Below are 18,212 nucleotides of genomic sequence, written 5' to 3'. Positions count from 1 at the left end.
TCACGCTCCCTAGAAACCGCTTTCCCTGACCCCCAGCGCCGCCAGCCGGCGCCAGGCCACGCCGAGTACCGACTCGCCCCTGCCCTGCAACACCACCACACCGCGCAACGGCTGAACCGGGGCTGGTGGCTGATCCAGCGTTGTCAATCGCGCGCCATATTGCGCCTGTACAGGCTCGGCTCGTTGCTGTTGATCACGGCGCACGGCAATCGGCCCGTGATGATCGGAGGTCAGCGCCTCCTGATCGACATAGGCCACGCCATTGGTATCGATTTCATCCAGTTTTACGCTGATCGCCGGATGCATCGGATCATCGGCGATGAACCGCCCGGTTGCACCCGGTTTGACCCGCCACAACTCGGCCTCGGCGATATAGCCGCGCAGGCGCAAACCATCCTCGACCACCCGCGCCAGCGCATCCTTGCTCGACAGCCAGCGCCCCGGCGTCAGATTCGGCAGCAGATCACGCACAGTGCCGGCATGGGGCGCGCGCAACAGCAGGCGCTCGCGTCGAGCGCTCAGACCACGATATTGCGCCACGGCTTCGGCGAGGCGTTGCTCGATGATACTGGCGTCGGCAGCGGTTTCGCTGCGACCGGCCTGTCGGCGCATCAGCAATTGCTGGATCTGGATTTCCCGACGGACGATGGCCTGTTGCGAATCGAGGTCCGGCGACTCCAGTTCGATCAGCACATCGCCCTGAGCGACTTTCTGGCCATCCGCGACCTTGACTGATTTGACCCGCGCCGCCACCGGCGCATGCAACGCACTGGCCCGGCCGCTCTCAAGCATCGTCGGCAGTTCCACCGCGCTGCGCCACGGCACAATCAGCACCAGCAGCAGACCAAGCACAGCCAGGCTGCTGAGCAGCACACGCGCACCGTGGGCCTGTTCGCGGCGGCTCCACCACTGGCGCCACTCATTCATGATTGGCAGGAAGATGAACCAGACCAGTTCCACCAGCATGAGGAAAATCCCCAACACCTTGAAGAACAGGTGATAGACCGCCAGCGCGATCCCGAAAAACAACGCCGCGCGCCACAACCACGAGCCATACCCCCAGATCAGCAAACGCCGTTGCATCTTCGGCGACCAAGGCTCCGGCGCCGGAGCGCCATAGCCGAACAAAAATTCGCGTAACCGCCAGCGACACAGGGCAAAGGCTCGCCCCTGAAGATTGTCGACCTCCCACAGATCACTGAGCAGAAAATAGCCATCAAAACGCATGAACGGGTTGAGGTTGACCACCAGCGTAGTGATCCACGTGGCGCTGGCGAGCATGAACGCTGCCGTGCGCCCGGGGCCATCGGGCAACAGCGACCAGGCCAGCAGCGCGATGCACGCCAGCAGCAGTTCCGCGAGCACCCCACCGGCACCGATCAGCAGCCGCGCACGCCGATCGTTGACCCGCCAGGCATCGCTGACATCGGTGTAAAACATCGGCAGCAAGACCATGAACGCCACGCCCATGCTCTGCACCCGACACCCGGCACGCTTGGCCATGAATGCATGGCCGAACTCGTGGCACAGCTTGGCAAAGAACAACGCAACGCCGAACGCCAATGCGCCGCCAAGGCTGAACAGGTGCGGGAAAGTACCGACAAAGCGCTGCCAGTCCCGCGACACCAGAAACACTCCCAGACCCAGCGTCAGCGGCAAACCGTAGCGCAACACCCGCGGGCCGAAGCGCTCCAGCCAGGGCCAGGCGCGGTTGAGAAAGGCGTCCGGGCGCCACAGCGGAATACGGAAAAACAGGTATTGATGCAGCAGGATTTTCCACAGGCTCTGGCGTTGCGCGAGGGCCTTGAGCGAGTAACTGACACGCTGCTGATCGTCGAGGGCGCTGATCAGATCATGCCCCCGCAGAAATGTCAGCAGTTGCTCCAGCTCGACAACGTCCAGCGGCAAGCCCGGTTCGCGGTTGGCGGCGCGCAGCACCTGTTCGGCATCGCCCAGCGACCAATGGCGCAGCAGACGCATCGCCGCTGTGCCGAGTTTGAAATAGCGACCGCGCACCGGATCGGCCAGGGTCCAGCGCGGTGAACCGTCCAGTGCCGGCGCCGCGGGCGACAGTTGCAGGTCGGCACGCAGGCTCGGCAGATTCATTTACAGGCCCACGCTCTGGCGCAGACCGGCCAGAGGGCGGCGCAGCAGGTACAAGGCCAGCGGGGCGCGATCACCGAAAATTTTTGCCGTGCCGCGCAGGCCGATACGCGGTGGCGCATCAGCAAAATTGGCATCCAGTCGATAAGCCAGTTGCCCGCCCGCCGTCGGTTGCGCCTCGTAAGCCGAGCGCTCCAGCGTGGCGAGGTGGCGCTGCAACGGATCGCTGTCGAGAAACAGCGCAACTTCGGCACCCGGCGCCAGCGCAATCGCGTCGCCCACCGCCAGCTCGATGCGCAGTTCGGCCTGATTCGGGTCGGCGATTTCCATCAACCGCTCGCCGGTCTGCACCGGTCTGCCGGTCAGGCGCTCGGCATCGGCGAACACTGCAATGCCGTCACGCTCCGCGCGCACTTCGCTGCGCGCCAGCAACTCGCGGGCGTAATCGCGCTCGGCGCGTTTTTGCTCGGCACGGGCGGCGAGCAAATCGACCCTGGCACTGGATTCGGCATCGGCAAATGAACGTTGCGAGTTGGATTTCAGTTCCGCTTCCGCCACGCCCAAGGCACGCTCGGCCACATCGGCCTGGGCCTTGAGGGTGGTGCTTTCAAACCGCAGCAACAGGTCGCCGGTTTTCACCGGTTGATTGGGCTTGACCAGAAACTCGGCGATCACCCCGTCCAGCGGCGCCGCGACCACGCGCCCGCCCTGCGGCACCACCTCCGCCGGAGCCAATACCGACTGGCGCACCGGGATCAGCAACCCGAGCAACAGCAACGCCACCAACGCCACCTGACGCTTGCGCGTCCAGCGCAGGCGCCACGGTTTGCGCGGCTGCAGCGCCAGCCAGGCGTGACTGTAGGTGTCGCCCAGTTGCGACAGCAGCACTTGTTCGGAAGGATTCCACGGCACATCGCGGGCCAGCCACAGACCGCCGAACACCTCGCCCTGGCGGTCGATCAGCGGCAGCCAGAACACCTGCGCCGCCGACAGCGAGCGCCAGTCGGCCTGAATCGACTCGGCAAGCAGTTGCGGGGTAATCACCCGCGCCTGCTTCAGCACATCCTGCTGGAACAACTGCGCCACGGCTTGCTCGACAAACGCCACGAACGGCGCATTCGGCTCCACCGCGCTGACGCCGGTCACCGCCTGTACCTTGCCGGCGATCAGCAGCGCTGCATGACGAAAGCCGAACAACGACTGGCCGTCATTGACCAGACTGTAGGCCAGTTGCGAGGCATCGCGGGCGGCGCGGGTCTGGCGTTCGAGGTCAAGGAACCGCGCGAACACCTGCTCGGCAGCGCCGGCTACCGGGGCGTTCATTTAAGCTCCGCAAAGTGCGCCGTGCCGCTCATGCCGGCGAGCAAGCCCTTGGCTTCGGGAAGTGTGGCGACCAGCAACAGTGTCTGGCTGCCTTCGTCGATGCGCGCACCGAGGCGTTTGACCGTCGCATCGAGCGGCTGGCCGGTTTCGTCGGGGACAAAGCTGAAGGTCTGGCCGGGTTTAAGCCTGGCCATCCAGCGCGACGGCACCAACAAGTGGATCTCCAGGGTGCGGTTGTCCACCACGTCCAGCAGCGGCGCGCCGGCCGCCACGCTTTCGAAACGCTGGACCTTGCGCTCGACCACTTGCCCGTCGAATGGCGCGACCACGCTGCAGCGTTTGACCTGAATCTGATAAACCTGAGATTGCGCCTGGGTTTCGCTGACCTTGGCCTCGGCCCGCGCCACTTCGAAACGCCCGACGGAATTGAGCGCGGCCAACTGCCGGTTGTGCGCCAACTCCTCACCGGCACCGCGATTGGCCGCCTGCGCAGCATTGAGCTGAGCCTGATACGCCGAGCAGTCGAAGCGCGCCAGCACATCGCCTTTCTTGAACGACTCGCCCTCGCTGAACGGCAACTCGACAATCCGCCCCGACAGCTCGCTGGCCAGCACCGCCTGATCCCGCGCCCGCAACACCCCCCGCGCCTCACTGCTCGCCGTGGTTGCCGCAGGCGCTGCGTTATCCAGCAGCGGATCGTCTGGCCCGGGCGTTTGCGCCTGAACTGCACACGTGACAAAGGTCAATCCGATAACCCAACCGCGCAAACGCTGCATAACCGCTACTCCCTGACGGATGAGCGGAGTCTACGACAGCGGGGATTAGCGTCAAGCGAAAGGCCATCACTGTGCCGTTACGCTTGCTGTAATCCGACCGAAGCGCTATGGTCAACCCATCGAAAATATGACTTTGATGGAATATTCCATAACACTCATATTAGTGCCCATGAATTGGGATATCGAATACACCGACGAGTTCGGCAACTGGTGGGAAGAACTGACTGAGAGCGAGCAGAGTTCTGTGGCGGCAAGCGTCAAACTGCTTGGGCAATTCGGCCCAGGCCTGCGTTTTCCGCATAGCAGTGCAATCAATGGCGCGCGGCATGGTCATTTACGGGAATTGCGCGTCCAGCATGGCGGGCGACCGTATCGCGTGCTCTATGCGTTTGATCCAAGACGCTGCGCGTTGCTTTTGATCGGTGGAGATAAAACCGGTCAGGACCGCTGGTATGAACTCAACGTCCCGCTCGCCGATCGACTGTACGATGAGCATCTCGAAACATTGCGCAAAGAGGGTTGCAACAATGGCTAAGAAATTCGCCGACCTCGAAGCACGCATGACACCCGAAGCACGGGCGCTTGCCGATTCGATCTACGAACAACACATCAAGGAAATGCCGCTTAACGAACTGCGACAAGCCAAGGCCTTGAGCCAGGCCACGCTGGCTGAAATGCTGCACGTCAACCAAGCGGCCATCTCGAAAATGGAGCGCCGTACCGATATGTACATCAGCACGCTGCGCAACTATATCCGGGCAATGGGTGGCGAACTTGAAATCATCGCGACCTTTCCCGACGGGCAAATCAAAATCGAAAATTTCGCAGGCTGAACAGCCATAACCCGCTTCAACCTGTGAATCTTCCACTGTGCAATAGCCGTATAGTGGCCAATCGAATTCGCCGATTTGCTCCCTCAGGCGCAATCTCAGCGCCGCGCCACCTCCCCCACCGGATACACCGCCTCCCATCCCCCACCCAGCGCCTTGTACAACCCGACCATCGCCAGCGACACCCCGGTCGAGCTCTCCACCCACTGCTCCTGAGTCGCCAGCAACGCGCCTTGAACGGTGAGGACGTTGACGAAATCGACCACGCCTTCGACGTACTGCTGTTGTGCGGTGCGCAGGGCGATCTGGTTCTGCCGCACGGCTTCGGCGAGGCTGTCGCGGCGACGCTGGCTGGCGTTGTAGGCGGTCAACTGGTCGTCGATTTCATGCCAGGCGCGCAGCACGGTCTGCTGGTAGGCGATGGCCGCTTCCTGTTGCTGGGCCTCGCGCAGTTGCAACATGCCGCGCAGGCGTCCGCCGTCGAACAGCGGCAGGCTGAATTGCGGGCCGATACCGAACGCGCGCGAGCCCCAGGAGCCGAAGTCGCTCAGTTGCATCGCTTGCGAGCCGAGGTTGCCGGACAGGGTGATGCGCGGATAAAAATCGCCCTTGGCCACGCCGATGTTGGCGGTGGCGGCATGCAGGCGCGCCTCGGCCTGCCGGATGTCCGGCCGGCGTTCGGCCAGCTGCGACGGCAGGCCGATGGCGACTTGCAGCGGTGACTGCGGCACCGCGCCGTCTGTGGATAACTCCTTGGCCAGGGCCTGCGGCGGTTCGCCCATCAGCAGGCTGATCGCGTTGATCAATTGCGACTGACGCTGCTCGAGGGCCGGCAGGCGCGATTCGATGGCGGAAACCTGCGCGGCGGCTTCGGCGACGTCCAGATCGGTTGCCACACCATCGCTCAGGCGCAGCTGCGACAGTTTGAGGCTGTGCCGGGCGACGTCGAGGTTCTGCTCGGTGACCGCGCGAGTGTTCTGCACACCGCGCAGCTGGATGTAGTTCTGCGCGGTGTCGGCGAGCACCGCCAGAAGCACACCGCGACGGTCGTTTTCGGCGACTTCGAGGTTGGCATCGGCGGCTTCGGTTTCACGGCGCACGCGGCCCCAGAAATCCAGTTCCCAGGACGCGGAGAAACCGGCGTCCCACAGGTTGAAGGCGGAATCGCCGTTGTGCCCGGACGGGTCATTCAGGCCTTCGCCACTGTTGCGTTTACGCGCGTAGCTGCCGGTAGCGGCGGTGTTCGGGTAGCGATCCGCGGTGATCACTTGTCGCGCGGCACGGCTTTGTTGCAAGCGGCTGCTGGCCAGTTGCAGATCGAGGTTGCTGTTCATCGCCCGCTGGGTCAGGGCTGAGAGTTGCGGGTCGTGGAAAACCTCCCACCAGCGTTCGTTCAGCGGTTCGCTGACGGCTTGGCTGGGGGCGGATTTGGCGGGTTTGGCCCAGTCGGCGATCTTTGTGGCTTCGGGCTTGCGGAAGTCCGGGCCGACGGTGCAGGCGCTGAGGCCAATAGCGAGCAATGCACCGAGGGTGAGTTGCTGCCACTGGCCTCTTCGCGAGCAAGCCCGCTCCCACATTGGGTAATGCGTTCCCCCGGTGGGAGCGGGCTTGCTCGCGAAGGCGTCAGTTCTATCAAAACTGTTCATCGCTGCGTCACCTCACGTTCCGCCGACGCCGAACGGCGAGTATCGATACTCGCCTCCACCGACATGCCCACACGCAAACGCTCGGCCAACGGCTGACCCGGCTCAAGCACGATTTTCACCGGAATCCGTTGTACAACCTTGGTGAAATTACCGGTGGCGTTGTCCGGCTTCACAGCGGCGAATGTCACGCCCGTCGCCGGGGCGATGCTTTCGACGCGACCGCTCAAGGCCTCGCCACCAAGGCTGTCGACGCGCACCTGCACGTGCTGGCCCGGCTGCACGTCCGTCAGTTGGGTTTCTTGAAAATTGGCGACTACATACGCCTGCTGCAACGGCACCACCGCCAGCAGCTTGCTGCCCGGCGTGACATAAGCGCCGACGCGCACAGCACGCTCGCCGATCATGCCGTCCTGCGGCGCGGTGATCCGGGTGTAGGACAACTCGAAACTGGCGATTTCCAGCGCCGCTTGCGCGTGCTTCAGATTGCCCTCGGCGGCATCGCGCTGCGCCGTGAGAATCTCGACCTGCTTGCGTTCAGCCGCGAGCTTCGCGCTGGCGGTATCGAGCCGAGCGGTTGCCTGATCAATACGCGTGCGGGCCTGTTGCGCGTTCTGCACCGTGCCGGCACCTACACCGGCGAGGTGGTTGTAGCGATTGAGTTCCTGCTGGGCGAAGGCCATTTCTGCCTTGGCCGAAACCACCGAGGCCTGCGCCTGAGCAATCACCGAGGTCTGCCGCTCCAGCGTCGCCTTGGCGTTTTGCAGCTGAGCGCGGGCGACCAAAGTTTGCGCATCGGCCGCTTCAGCGGCGGCGCGCAAATCGCGATCATCGATCAGCGCCAGCAACTGCCCGGCCTTGACCTGCTGGTTGTCTTCCACCAGCACTTCCTTGATGAATCCGGCCACGCGCGGCACCACCAGGGTGAAGTCGGCGGAAACAAACGCATCGTTGGTGTTTTGCTGGGTGCGCTTGCCGAACAGTCCCGGCACCGCCAGGTACAGCAACACGCCGACCGCCAGTGCGGCCGCCACGGCCACCGCGAGTTTTTGCTTTGCTTGAGTCGTCATAAAAACCTTCGGTATCAGTGAAGCAATCAGGTCGGCGCACGGGGCGGAAAGATCCGCGTCGGCAGCCAGAAAATCAGCAGGATCAGCGCCACCGCGACGCCGGCCATGCACACATAGAGATCAGAGGAAGTCAGCACCACGGCCTGTTCATGCAGGCGATGGGCGAGCCCCGGGTCGCTGCGATCGGCCAGCGGTGAGTTGCCGAGGTTGTCGATCAACATGGTCGAGTGGAAATGCAGGCGCGCGGTGGTCAGCGCCTCAATGACTCCGGTGGCGATCACCGCCGCCAGGCCTTTCACCGTGTTGAACCATGCGGAGGCGAACGGCCCGTCCTGCGGCTGGATGCTGCCGGTCGAGAGCATCAACAGCGGCAGCACCGACATTGGCTGACCGAAAATCTGCAGCCATTGCAGGACGTAGAAATTGTCGCGGATCCACTCCGAAGTCAGCAGCGAGCCGCCCAGGCAGGACAGGGTCAACATGCTCAAACCGATGCCGAGCACCCAGCGGCAATCGACCCAACGCAAGTTGCACAGCGCCGCCACTAGCGGCAGCGCGATCAACTGCGGCAACGCGGCGATCAGCATGATCGGCGCGGTCTGCACCGGGCGATAACCCTGGACCTGCGCCAGGTAGCTCGACGGAATCAGCACCACCGCCTGCAACACCACCAGCACCCCGGCCAGGGTCATCAGCGCGAACGACAAGTTGCGGATGCCGAGCATCTGCAACTTGAAAAACGGAATCGGCTGCGACCATTCATTGATCAGAAACGCCACCAGCAACAGCGAACCGGCGCCGAGCAAACCGCAGATCAGGCTCGACTCGAACCAGTCCAGCCGATTGCCCTGGAGCAAGCCGATCACCAGCATGCAGATCGCCGGGAAGCCCAGCAGCAGGCCCTTCCAGTTGAAGGTCTTGAGGCGCTCCAGGCGCAGCGGATCCTGCGGAATCCCCCAGGCCACCATCGCCATGGCGATCAGGCACGGCACGATGATTTGCCAGAACGTCCATTGCCAGCCGACATACTCACTCCACAGCCCGGCCAGCGGCGTGCCGAGTCCTGGGCCGAACGTCGCCGTCAACGCATAACCGGCCAAACCATAGAGCTTGAAGTTGGCCGGCAGAAAACGCAGGGCGACGGTCATCAGCATCGGCGGCAACGCGCCGCCGGCCAGACCTTGCAGGGTGCGCATCAGCAGCAGGCTTTCGTAATTCGGGGCGAATGGGCACAGCACGCCGAGCAGCGTAAAGACGCTGATCGCGCAGAGGGTAAAACGACGCAGTGAGAAGGTCACCGAGCACCAAGGGGCGAATGCCATCGCGGCGACCGAGGTCGCGGCGTAGCAGGACACCAGCCAGGTGCCTTCGTCATAACCGATGTTCAGCGCGCCCCGAATGTCGGCCAGTGCGACTTTGGTCACCATTTCGTTGAGGCCCGAGACCAGCACCGCCAGCAGCACACCAACCAGGCCGGCGATGATTCGCGCCCCGAACACCGGTGGCGCAGCCGCCGTCGCCGGACTGGCCGCAGCAATGGGCGCCGGAACCGACAGGGATGTCATGGATACACACTCCGGAAGGAAAAATACCGGAGCATTTTAGTAAGGCTTACTGCTGACGAAAATTGACTTATTGGCAGGTTATAAGTGCGCTCAGTGCAGCAATGAATATCCAATGTGGGAGCGGGCTTGCTCGCGAAAGCGGTGGGTCATTCACCCTATGCATTGCCTGACACGACGCCTTCGGGAGCAAGCCCCCCTCCCACATTGATTCGGTGTCAGGGCTGCGCGGCCAGCCACGTCTCGTCACAACACGCCTTGAGCGTTTCACGCAGCCAGCGGTGCGCCGGGTCCTTGTCGAAGCGCGGGTGCCAGGCCTGGGTCAGCATCAGCGTCGGCAACGGTATCGGCAGATTGAACGAACGCAGTTTCAGGCCCAGTCGGCGCACGCTGAGCAACGCTTCCTTGGGCACCGGCAGGATCAGGTCGGAATCGGGCAAGGCAAACATCGCCGCGTGGAAACTCGGAGCGATCACCGCCACCCGCCGCTCCAGACCCAGGGCGTTCAACGCGGTGTCGATGGGGCCGCGAGCAATGCCACGGCGCGACATGCTGATATGCGAGTAGCCGGCATAGCGCTCGGCGGTGACTTCGCCGTCGAGCAACGGATGATCCTCACGCACCAGACCGACGAAATGCGTGGAGAACAGGTTCTGCACTTTGACTTCCGGGGTTACCGGACGGGTGTTGCTGACACTCAGATCAATCCGACCTTCGCGCAGCGCTTCGTCGTCGCCATCGCCCTCGGGGACGAAGCGCAACTCGCAGTGTGGCGCCTGCTGGTCGAGGGTATCGAACAGCTTGCCGCCATATACGCCAATGAAAAAGTCGTTGGCGCGAATGCTGAAGCGCCGGCGCAGGGTGCCCAGATCCACGCTGTCGGCGGAGCGAAACAGCAGCGCCGCTTGCTCGACGACATCGCGCACCTGCTCGCGCAATTCGAGGGCTTTGGGGGTTGGCACCAGGCCGCGACCGGCGCGTACCAGGATCGGATCGCCGATCGCCTCGCGGATCCGCGTCAGAGTGCGGCTCATGGCGGCGGGGCTGAGGTTCATCCGCCGCGCGGCGCCGACCACACTGCCCTCGTCGAGCAAGGCGTCGAGGGCGACCAGAAGGTTCATGTCCGGGAGTTGCATGCTGAGCACTCTTGGCTGATCTGGATTGATCTGGGTGCAATGCTAGCAAACATCCTTCAAATTTGACGGCGGCTGAAAGGAAGCCTTCGCGAGCAAGCCCGCTCCCACAGGGGAACGCATTTCAAAATGTGGGAGCGGGCTTGCTCGCGAAGGCGCCGGTCCTGCCAACACAAATCTCAGCGCTGCATGCCCCAACGCTTCACCGTCACCCGCTCCAGCGTATCGAACACCAGATTCTCCACCAACAACCCGATCAGAATCACCACCGCCAACCCGGCGAACACCTTGTCGGTGTACAGCTCATTGCGGTTCTGGAAGATGTACCAACCCAACCCGCCCTTGCCACTGGTAGCGCCGAACACCAGTTCGGCGGCGATCAGCGTGCGCCAGGCAAACGCCCAGCCGATTTTCAGCCCGGCGAGGATCGACGGCAGCGCAGCCGGAATCAGGATGAACAGCACAAAACGCATGCCCTTCAGCCCATAGTTGCGCCCGGCCATGCGCTGGGTTTCCGAGACCCCGAGAAAGCCTGCGTAAGTGTTCAGCGCCAGCGCCCACAACACCGAATGCACCAGCACGAAAATCAGGCTGTTCTGCCCCAGCCCGAACCAGAGCAACGCCAGTGGCAGCAAGGCAATCGCTGGCAGCGGGTTGAACATCGAGGTCAGGGTGCTCAGCAGATCCCGGCCAAACTGGGTCGACACCGCCAGCGTGGTCAGGGCGAACGCCAGCACGATGCCGATCAGGTAACCCTTGATCAGCACCACCAGCGATATCCACACCTTGCCCAGCAACTCACCGCTGAGCAGGCCGTCGTACAGCGCGTGACTGGTCTGCAGAAAACCTGGCAGCAGCAGGTCGTTGTTCTGCACCCGGGCGATCACTTCCCAGAGAATCGCCAGCAGAATCAGGATCACACTCTTACGCAACCAGCCCTGTTGCCACAGGCGTTGGCCCAGCGGCAGTTCGCGCTCGAGCGGCACGCTGGTCAGTGGTTCAAGGACGGTTTCAAACTCTTGTCGTAGAGACGATGGCTGGCTCATCGGGCAATCCTCCAGAACGCTCAATAAGCGATACGAATGTCGTTGAAGTCATGGTCACGCTCGGTTTCCGGCGACTGGCCCTCATCGAACAGCAAACGGTGAATGCGCCGCGCCGATTCCTGAAACGCCACGCCGCCGAGGCTTTGCAGATCGTATTGATGGCTGTGCACTTCAGCGCGCACCCGCCCCGGATGTGGCGACAGCAGCAGGATGCGATTGCCGACCACCAGCGCCTCTTCGATCGAGTGGGTGACGAACAGCAAGGTGAAGCGCACCTCTTCCCAGAGCAGCAGCAATTCTTCCTGCATCTTGCGCCGGGTCAGGGCGTCCAGCGCGGCGAACGGCTCGTCCATCAGAAGGATTTTCGGCTGCATCGCCAGCGCGCGGGCAATCGCCACCCGTGCCTTCATGCCGCCGGACAAAGTGTGGGGATAGGCGTCGGCGAATGCCGCCAGTCCGACTTTTTCCAGGTAGTGCAGTGCACGTTCTTCGGCGTCTTTTTTGTTCAAGGTTCGCGAGGCCAGCAGCGGAAACATCACGTTCTGTTTCACGGTTTTCCACGGCGGCAGTTGATCGAACTCCTGGAACACCACGATCCGGTCCGGACCGGGTCCATCGACCCGCTGACCTTGCAGGCGAATCTCGCCTTCGCTCGGCGCAATGAAACCGGCGGCCGCCTTGAGCAAAGTCGACTTGCCGCAGCCGGACGGGCCGAGCAGCACAAAGCGGTCCGCCGGATCGATTTCGAAGCTGACCTGATGAGTGGCGCGTACCACCCGTTGCGGGGTGCGGTATTCGAGGCTGACGTTATCCACCGCCAGCAGCGCTTGCGTACTGGCGACCGGGTTGCTGGCCGCGTGGCCTTGCAAAGGGGCATTCATCTCGATCAGCTCCCTTGCAGCGGTTTGGCGTCCTGGAAGAAGTAGTCCTTCCACGATTCCGGTTTGTTTTTGATCGCACCGACGCGATAGAGGAATTCAGCCAGTGGATAAGTATTTTTCGGCGTGACGCTGAATTCGAATTGCGGGTTGTCGATGATTTTCAGCAACTCGGCGCGGTCGATCCTGGCCTTGGTCACGCGAATATACGTGTCCGCCGCCGCGCCCTTATCGTTCTGCGCAAATTGCGCGGCTTCGGTCAGCGCCTCGACGAAGGCTTTGTAGGTTTTCGGATTGTCGTTGCGGAATTTCTCGGTGGCGAACAGCACCGTCGGCGAGTTCGGGCCGAGGATGTCGTAGGAGTTGAGCACCACGTGCACGTTCGGGTTCTGCAGCGCCTGATCCTGGAACGGTGGGTTGGAGAAGTGCCCGGTCAGTTCGGTGCCGCCGGCGATCAACGCAGCGGTCGCATCCGGGTGCGGGACGGCGATGGTGTACTTGTCGAGGCGATTGAATTCCTTGTCCCCCCACTGCTTGGCCGCCGCGTATTGGAGGAAGCGCGACTGCACCGAAACGCCCACCGCCGGCACCGCAATGCGGTCCTTCTCGGTGAAGTCGGCAATGGTTTTGACCTTGGGATTGTTGCTGACCAGGTAGTACGGGAAGTTGCCGAGCGAGGCCACGGCCTTGACGTTCTGCTTGCCGTGGGTGCGATCCCAGATGGTCAGCAGCGGGCCGACGCCGGCACCGGCAATGTCGATGGAGCCGGACAGCAGCGCATCGTTGACCGCGGCGCCGCCCGAGAGCTGCGTCCAGTCGACCTTGATGTCGAGGCCTTCCTGCTTGCCGTACTTCTCGATCAGGCCCTGATCGCGCACCACGTTGAGCAATAAATAGACGATCCCGAACTGTTCGGCGATGCGGATTTCACCTTCGGCGTGGGCCACGGTCGGCGCCACCAGGCTGCCAGCGATCAGGCTAAAACCGAGGCCAATGGCCGCCGCCAGCGGTGCAAATGGAAGACGTTTGGACATGATCGAATCTCCTGCAAATCAGAAAGGCGCGTCGCCCTGAATGGTCGTGCGATACAGCTTGCGGCGCAGGTGCGCGGGGCAGCCGGCGGCGAGGTGGATCAGCGAACGGTTGTCCCAGAACACCATGTCGTGGGGCTGCCACTGATGGCGGTAGATGTTCTGCGGCAACACGCTGTGGGCGTAGAGCTCGGCGAGCAGTTGTTTGCTCTCGTCCTCCGGCAGACCGACGATGCGGGTGGTGAAGCCCTCGCTGACGAACAACGCCTTGCGGCCGTTTTCCGGGTGGGTGCGGACGATCGGATGCACCACTTCGGCGACCTGCGCCAGTTGCTCCGGGGTCAGGGTCGGACGCCAGTTGCCTTCGAATTTGGTTTCGCTGTAACGCGCGGTGTAGGAGTGTGCGGCGGAGCGCCCTTCTACGGCTTTACGCAGCGCTTCGGGCAGGTTGTCCCAGGCTTTGTGCATGTCGGCAAACAAGGTGTCGCCGCCCTCGGACGGCAACTCCTGGGCGTGCAGCATCGAGCCGAGACTCGGCAGCTCTTTATAGGAAAGGTCGGAGTGCCAGAACTTGCCGGCATCGCCGAGGCCGATGTTCTGGCCGTTCTCGACGATGTTGGAAACGATGAGGATTTCCGGGTGATTGGCCAGCAGGAACTGCTTGAGCACGTGGATCTGCAACACGCCGAAGCGGCGGCTGAAATCGATCTGCTGTTGCGGGGTGATGCGCTGGTCGCGGAACACCACGACGTGGTGATCCAGATGCGCACGATGAATGCGCGCGAAGTCCTGATCGGCGACCGGCCGGGTCAGATCCAGGCCGATGATCTCGGCACCGACGGCACCGCTGAACGGACGAATTTCAAAGGTTTGCGGCGCGGCAGTCGCGGCGCTTGGGGTGGCAGTAGCTGCGGACATCTTTCAATCTCCCACGCACGGCGCGCTCACAGGCGCGCACGTCGATCAGACACTCACGCTGAATTGCGTGTCGGTTCAGGTCGTGCGGCGCGCCGATTGGTCGGCAGGTACGCAGGTGGATGACTTTAAAGCTATAAGAACTGGAAATTAAATACCGTTAATGAATAACGATATGGCAGATGGTGAGGAATGGACTGGATGGTGAGTGACGATTTGTGTCACTTACTGACAGGGGTGTGGTGATTTTGCTGGCCCCTTCGCGAGCAAGCCCGCTCCCACATTTGATCTTCAGTGGACACAAGTTCTGTGTTCGACCGGGATCCACTGTGGGAGCGGGCTTGCTCGCGAAGGGGCCATGTGCCGCGCTGAAGACCTACCGCTCGTGCAACGCCTCGGCCCGCGCCCGGATGATCGGCTTGAGCAGATAGCTCAACACCGATTTCTTGCCGGTGATGATATCCACCGACGCCACCATCCCCGGGATGATCAGCAACGGCTTTTCATCAGTGCCCAGGTGGCTGCGCTCAGTGCGCACCTTGATGATGTAGTAGGTGGTTTTCTTGTCTTCGTCGGTGATGGTGTCGGCACCGATCTGCTCCAGTTTGGCTTTCAGCCCGCCATAAATGGTGTAGTCGTACGCGGTGAATTTGACGATCGCTTCCTGCCCCGGGTGCAGGAAGGCAATGTCCTGCGGACGGATCTTGGCTTCGACCAGCAAGGTGTCATCCAGCGGCACGATTTCCACCATGTCGCTGCCCGGCTGAATAACACCGCCGATGGTGTTGACCAGCAACTTGTTGACGATCCCGCGTACCGGCGAGGTGACCAGCGTCCGGCTGACCCGGTCTTCCAGGGCCTTGCCGGTGGCCTGGGCCTTGTTCAGGTCGGTGCGGGCTTCGTTGAGCTGGGTCAGCGCATCGCTGCGAAATTTGCCGCGAGTCTCGTCGATCTTGCGCTGGACTTCCTTGATGGCCGATTCGGCGCGCGGGATCGCCAGCGTGGTGGCGTCGAGCTGACCACGGGTTTCGACTTCGGCACGCTTGAGTCGCAGCACCTCGACCGGCGACACCGCGCCTTGCGCCACCAGCGGCTCGGACATGTTGATTTCCTGGCGCTGCAATCCCAGTTGCTGGCGATACTGCGCCTGCTTGGAGCTGAACTCGCGCAGCTCTTGCTGACGCTGGATCAACTGCTCCTGCAAACCGCCGATCTCGTCGTGCAGTTGCTGACGACGACTGATGTACAACGATTCTTCGCTTTTCGCCTGGCCCGGCACGGCTTTGAGCACGTCTTCCGGGAAATTCAGTGGACGGTCATCGACCTCGGCGCTCAGACGCTCGACGCGCAACAGCATCGACAGTCGATCAGCTTCGGTTTCGCCGACGTTGGAAGCAAACCGCGTGTCGTCCAGGCGAATCAGCGGTGCGCCGGCCTCGACGATCTGACCTTCCTTGACGAACATTTCCGAGACGATCCCGCCCTCAAGGTTCTGGATTTTCTGGATCTTCGACGACGGAATCGCCTTGCCGTCGCCCTTGGTCACTTCGTCGATCACGGCGAAGTTGGCCCACAGCAGCAGGAACAGGAAGAAGCCGATGATTGCCCAGATGGTCAGGCGCACGACGCGCGGGGCGTCCTCGATCAGCGCCTTGTTGACCTCCGGCAGCGGCTGGCCCTGCAGCGAGGCAGAACCCTTGAAGTAGCGACGGATCGACTCTTTGACACCCGACTTAAGCAACACTGATCTGCCCCTTCTTCAACGCTTCCATCACGGCGGCTTTCGGGCCATCGGCGAGAATCTGTCCACGGTCGACCACCAGCAGGCGGTCGACCAGCGACAGCAGCGAGGCCCGGTGCGTCACCAGCACCACGGTCTTGTTTTCAACGACGGCGGCCAGACGCTGCTTGAGGCGTTCTTCGCCGGTGTTGTCCATGGCGCTGGTCGGTTCGTCGAGCAGCAGGATCGGCGGGTTGAGCAGCAGCGCCCGCGCCAGAGCAACGTTCTGCCGTTGGCCACCGGACAGGTTCTGCCCGCGCTCGCCGACTTGCAGCTCATAACCCTGCGGATGCAGGCGGGCGAATTCGTGCACGCCGGCCAGTTCGGCGGCTTGCAGTACCAGCTCGTCTTCTACATAGCGCGCGCCAGAGACCAGGTTGTCACGCAGGGTACCGGCCAGCAGCTGGATATCCTGCGGCACGTAGCCGATGTTGTAGCGCAGCTCGCTGACGTCGATCTGGCGGATGTCGACGCCGTCCACCAGCAACGCGCCGTCGTCCGGTTGGTACAGGCCCACCAGCAGTTTCGCCAACGAACTCTTGCCCGAGCCGCTGCGGCCGATGATGCCGATCTTCTCGCCGGGACGGATCACCAGGTTGATGTTCTTCAGCGCCGGGTTCTGTTGCTCCGGGTAGGTGAAGTTCAACTGACGGCACTCGATCGCGCCCTGCAACACCTTGCGGCTCAGCGGACGCTCTTCGAAATTGCGCTCCTGCGGCAGCTCCATCATCTGGTCGACGGAAGTCATGGTTACCCGTGCCTGCTGGTAGCGGGTCAACAGACCGGACAGCGACGCCAGCGGGCTGAGCGCGCGGCCGCTGAGCATGTAGCAGGCAATCAGACCGCCCATGCTCAGGTTGCCGGCGATGATCTGGTACACGCCGAAGACGATCATGATCACCCCGGCCAGTTGCTGGATCAGCAGGGTGATGTTCATCGCCAGACCGGAGAGCATTTTCACTCGCAGCTCGAGGCGGCTGAGGGTGCCGATGGTCTGTTCCCACTGGTACTGGCGTTCGCTTTCGGCGTTGTTGACCTTGACCGCGTCGAGGCCGGCGAGGGTTTCGATCAGGCTCGACTGACGCTCGGCGCCCAGCGCCATAGTGCGTTCCATGGTTGCGACCAGCGGCTTCTGCAACGCGTAGCCGATCAACAGCGCAATCGGGAACGCCAGCACCGGAATCCACACCAGATGCCCGCCGAGAATCGCGATGACGATGAAGATCAGGATGGTGAACGGCAGGTCGATCAGACTGGTCAGGGTCAGCGAGGCGAGGAAGTCGCGCAGGCTCTGAAACTCATGGATGTTCTGCGCGAAGCTGCCGACCCGCGCCGGGCGGTACTTCATGGCCATGCCGACGATGCGCTCGAACAGCGTCGCGGAGATGATCAGGTCGGTTTTCTTGCCGGCCAGATCCAGGCACAGGCTGCGCAGGCTTTTGAGGATCAGGTCGAAAATGTAGGCACCGGTGATGCCCAGCGCCAGCACCCACAGGGTCGCTTCGGCCTGGTTCGGCACCACGCGGTCGTAGACGTTCATCACGAACAGCGGCGCGGCCATGGCGATGATGTTGATCAGGAAACTCGCGGCGATCGCATCCGCATACAACCAGCGCGAACGCTTGAGGGTGTCGCGAAACCACGAGCGCGCACGCGGGATCAGCGTGCCGTGATTAACGTCGAATTTGTGCTGCGGCTGGGCGAAAAACACTTTGCCGGTGTAGTCGTCGGCCAGCAGTTCGCGGCTGACCACCGATTCGCCGCCATCACTTTCGCTGAGCAGCACCCGTGCTTCGTTTTCGCCTTGCCAGCCGAGCAGGACAGCACTGCGGCCATCCTTGAGCAGCAACAACGCCGGCATGGCAATCGCCGGAATCTCTTCCAGCTTGCGTTGCAGCACCCGACCCTGCAGCCCGGCGCGAGCCGCTGCGCGGGGCAGCAACTCGACACTCAGGCGCTGCTTGGGCAACGGCAGGCCAGTGGTGAGCATCGCGGCACTGGCCGGCTTCTGGTGCAACATGCATAGAGCGAGCAAGCCATCCAGTAACGGATCGTCGTGCATCGCGCGCGGATCATGAATGAGTTGAACTCGACTGACTTCTGATTCCACGCTCGGCACTCT

The 18,212-nt window shown here is 62.6% G+C and carries 15 protein-coding genes; 2 read left to right on the top strand and 13 right to left on the bottom strand.

Going from position 1 to position 18,212, the window contains the following annotated elements; all coding sequences use genetic code 11:
• Positions 1–9: 9 nt before the first annotated feature.
• From E4T63_RS00795 to E4T63_RS00785, 3 genes are read right to left on the bottom strand one after another with little or no spacing between them, the layout of a single operon-like run.
• Entirely contained in the window at positions 10–2,106 is a 2,097-nt protein-coding gene (locus E4T63_RS00795; protein WP_135294697.1) for an efflux RND transporter periplasmic adaptor subunit, read from the bottom strand.
• The gene (locus E4T63_RS00790; RefSeq protein ID WP_135294696.1) at positions 2,107–3,426 is read right to left on the bottom strand and encodes an efflux RND transporter periplasmic adaptor subunit; all 1,320 of its coding nucleotides are present in this window, start codon (positions 3,424–3,426) and stop codon (positions 2,107–2,109) included. It lies immediately after the preceding gene.
• Positions 3,423–4,202 carry an efflux RND transporter periplasmic adaptor subunit gene (locus E4T63_RS00785; protein WP_135294695.1) on the bottom strand — a complete coding sequence of 260 codons (780 nt, stop codon included), beginning with the start codon at positions 4,200–4,202 and terminating at the stop codon, positions 3,423–3,425. The genes E4T63_RS00790 and E4T63_RS00785 overlap by 4 nt, the downstream gene beginning before the upstream one ends.
• Before the next feature lie 169 nt (positions 4,203–4,371).
• Between E4T63_RS00785 and E4T63_RS00780 the strand changes: the two genes are divergently transcribed.
• The gene (locus E4T63_RS00780; protein WP_047290723.1) at positions 4,372–4,737 is read left to right on the top strand and encodes a type II toxin-antitoxin system RelE/ParE family toxin; all 366 of its coding nucleotides are present in this window, start codon (positions 4,372–4,374) and stop codon (positions 4,735–4,737) included.
• A complete protein-coding gene (locus tag E4T63_RS00775; RefSeq protein ID WP_098966556.1) occupies positions 4,730–5,035 on the top strand; it encodes an XRE family transcriptional regulator in 306 nt (101 codons plus the stop codon). The genes E4T63_RS00780 and E4T63_RS00775 overlap by 8 nt, the downstream gene beginning before the upstream one ends.
• Positions 5,036–5,130: 95 nt before the next feature.
• Here E4T63_RS00775 and E4T63_RS00770 read toward each other — a convergent pair whose 3' ends face one another.
• The 10 genes from E4T63_RS00770 to E4T63_RS00725 form a co-directional block, all read right to left on the bottom strand.
• Complete coding sequence (locus tag E4T63_RS00770) at positions 5,131–6,609, bottom strand: efflux transporter outer membrane subunit (RefSeq protein WP_432431700.1); 1,479 nt, start codon at positions 6,607–6,609, stop codon at positions 5,131–5,133.
• A gap of 65 nt (positions 6,610–6,674) precedes the next feature.
• Positions 6,675–7,745 (bottom strand): HlyD family secretion protein, encoded by a 1,071-nt coding sequence (locus tag E4T63_RS00765; protein ID WP_098966553.1) that lies wholly within the window; start codon positions 7,743–7,745, stop codon positions 6,675–6,677.
• A gap of 26 nt (positions 7,746–7,771) precedes the next feature.
• Positions 7,772–9,310: an MFS transporter gene (locus E4T63_RS00760; protein ID WP_098966551.1), complete on the bottom strand. Its 1,539-nt coding sequence runs from the start codon at positions 9,308–9,310 to the stop codon at positions 7,772–7,774.
• A gap of 215 nt (positions 9,311–9,525) precedes the next feature.
• Complete coding sequence (locus E4T63_RS00755; RefSeq protein WP_098966549.1) at positions 9,526–10,443, bottom strand: LysR family transcriptional regulator; 918 nt, start codon at positions 10,441–10,443, stop codon at positions 9,526–9,528.
• Positions 10,444–10,619: 176 nt separating this feature from the next.
• Entirely contained in the window at positions 10,620–11,486 is an 867-nt protein-coding gene (locus E4T63_RS00750; protein ID WP_135294694.1) for an ABC transporter permease, read from the bottom strand.
• A 20-nt stretch (positions 11,487–11,506) separates the two neighbouring features.
• Entirely contained in the window at positions 11,507–12,367 is an 861-nt protein-coding gene (locus E4T63_RS00745; RefSeq protein ID WP_027611118.1) for an ABC transporter ATP-binding protein, read from the bottom strand.
• A gap of 5 nt (positions 12,368–12,372) precedes the next feature.
• The gene (locus tag E4T63_RS00740) at positions 12,373–13,398 is read right to left on the bottom strand and encodes an ABC transporter substrate-binding protein (protein ID WP_135294693.1); all 1,026 of its coding nucleotides are present in this window, start codon (positions 13,396–13,398) and stop codon (positions 12,373–12,375) included.
• An 18-nt stretch (positions 13,399–13,416) separates the two neighbouring features.
• Positions 13,417–14,313, bottom strand: a complete 897-nt coding sequence (locus E4T63_RS00735; RefSeq protein WP_134785122.1) for a TauD/TfdA dioxygenase family protein — start codon at positions 14,311–14,313, stop codon at positions 13,417–13,419.
• Positions 14,314–14,686: 373 nt separating this feature from the next.
• Positions 14,687–16,054 (bottom strand): HlyD family type I secretion periplasmic adaptor subunit, encoded by a 1,368-nt coding sequence (locus tag E4T63_RS00730; RefSeq protein WP_096796933.1) that lies wholly within the window; start codon positions 16,052–16,054, stop codon positions 14,687–14,689.
• A complete protein-coding gene (locus tag E4T63_RS00725; RefSeq protein ID WP_135294692.1) occupies positions 16,044–18,200 on the bottom strand; it encodes a type I secretion system permease/ATPase in 2,157 nt (718 codons plus the stop codon). The genes E4T63_RS00730 and E4T63_RS00725 overlap by 11 nt, the downstream gene beginning before the upstream one ends.
• Positions 18,201–18,212: the final 12 nt, after the last annotated feature.

This window comes from Pseudomonas fluorescens (assembly GCF_004683905.1).
Classification (GTDB): Bacteria; Pseudomonadota; Gammaproteobacteria; order Pseudomonadales; family Pseudomonadaceae; genus Aquipseudomonas; species Aquipseudomonas putida_A.
The sequence above is the reverse complement of the archived record's forward strand: the minus strand, read 5'-3'. Positions and strand labels throughout refer to the sequence as shown.

Excerpts from the sequence above, each read along its gene's own strand:
- E4T63_RS00790 (WP_135294696.1), bottom strand. The coding sequence starts at position 3,426 with ATGAACGCCCCGGTAGCCGGCGCTGCCGAGCAGGTGTTCGCGCGGTTC.
- E4T63_RS00780 (WP_047290723.1), top strand. The coding sequence starts at position 4,372 with ATGAATTGGGATATCGAATACACCGACGAGTTCGGCAACTGGTGGGAA.
- E4T63_RS00745 (WP_027611118.1), bottom strand. The coding sequence starts at position 12,367 with ATGAATGCCCCTTTGCAAGGCCACGCGGCCAGCAACCCGGTCGCCAGT.
- E4T63_RS00750 (WP_135294694.1), bottom strand. The coding sequence starts at position 11,486 with ATGAGCCAGCCATCGTCTCTACGACAAGAGTTTGAAACCGTCCTTGAA.
- E4T63_RS00735 (WP_134785122.1), bottom strand. The coding sequence starts at position 14,313 with ATGTCCGCAGCTACTGCCACCCCAAGCGCCGCGACTGCCGCGCCGCAA.
- E4T63_RS00775 (WP_098966556.1), top strand. The coding sequence starts at position 4,730 with ATGGCTAAGAAATTCGCCGACCTCGAAGCACGCATGACACCCGAAGCA.
- E4T63_RS00785 (WP_135294695.1), bottom strand. The coding sequence starts at position 4,202 with ATGCAGCGTTTGCGCGGTTGGGTTATCGGATTGACCTTTGTCACGTGT.
- E4T63_RS00795 (WP_135294697.1), bottom strand. The coding sequence starts at position 2,106 with ATGAATCTGCCGAGCCTGCGTGCCGACCTGCAACTGTCGCCCGCGGCG.
- E4T63_RS00760 (WP_098966551.1), bottom strand. The coding sequence starts at position 9,310 with ATGACATCCCTGTCGGTTCCGGCGCCCATTGCTGCGGCCAGTCCGGCG.
- E4T63_RS00740 (WP_135294693.1), bottom strand. The coding sequence starts at position 13,398 with ATGTCCAAACGTCTTCCATTTGCACCGCTGGCGGCGGCCATTGGCCTC.
- E4T63_RS00755 (WP_098966549.1), bottom strand. The coding sequence starts at position 10,443 with ATGCAACTCCCGGACATGAACCTTCTGGTCGCCCTCGACGCCTTGCTC.
- E4T63_RS00765 (WP_098966553.1), bottom strand. The coding sequence starts at position 7,745 with ATGACGACTCAAGCAAAGCAAAAACTCGCGGTGGCCGTGGCGGCCGCA.
- E4T63_RS00770 (WP_432431700.1), bottom strand. The coding sequence starts at position 6,609 with ATGTGGGAGCGGGCTTGCTCGCGAAGAGGCCAGTGGCAGCAACTCACC.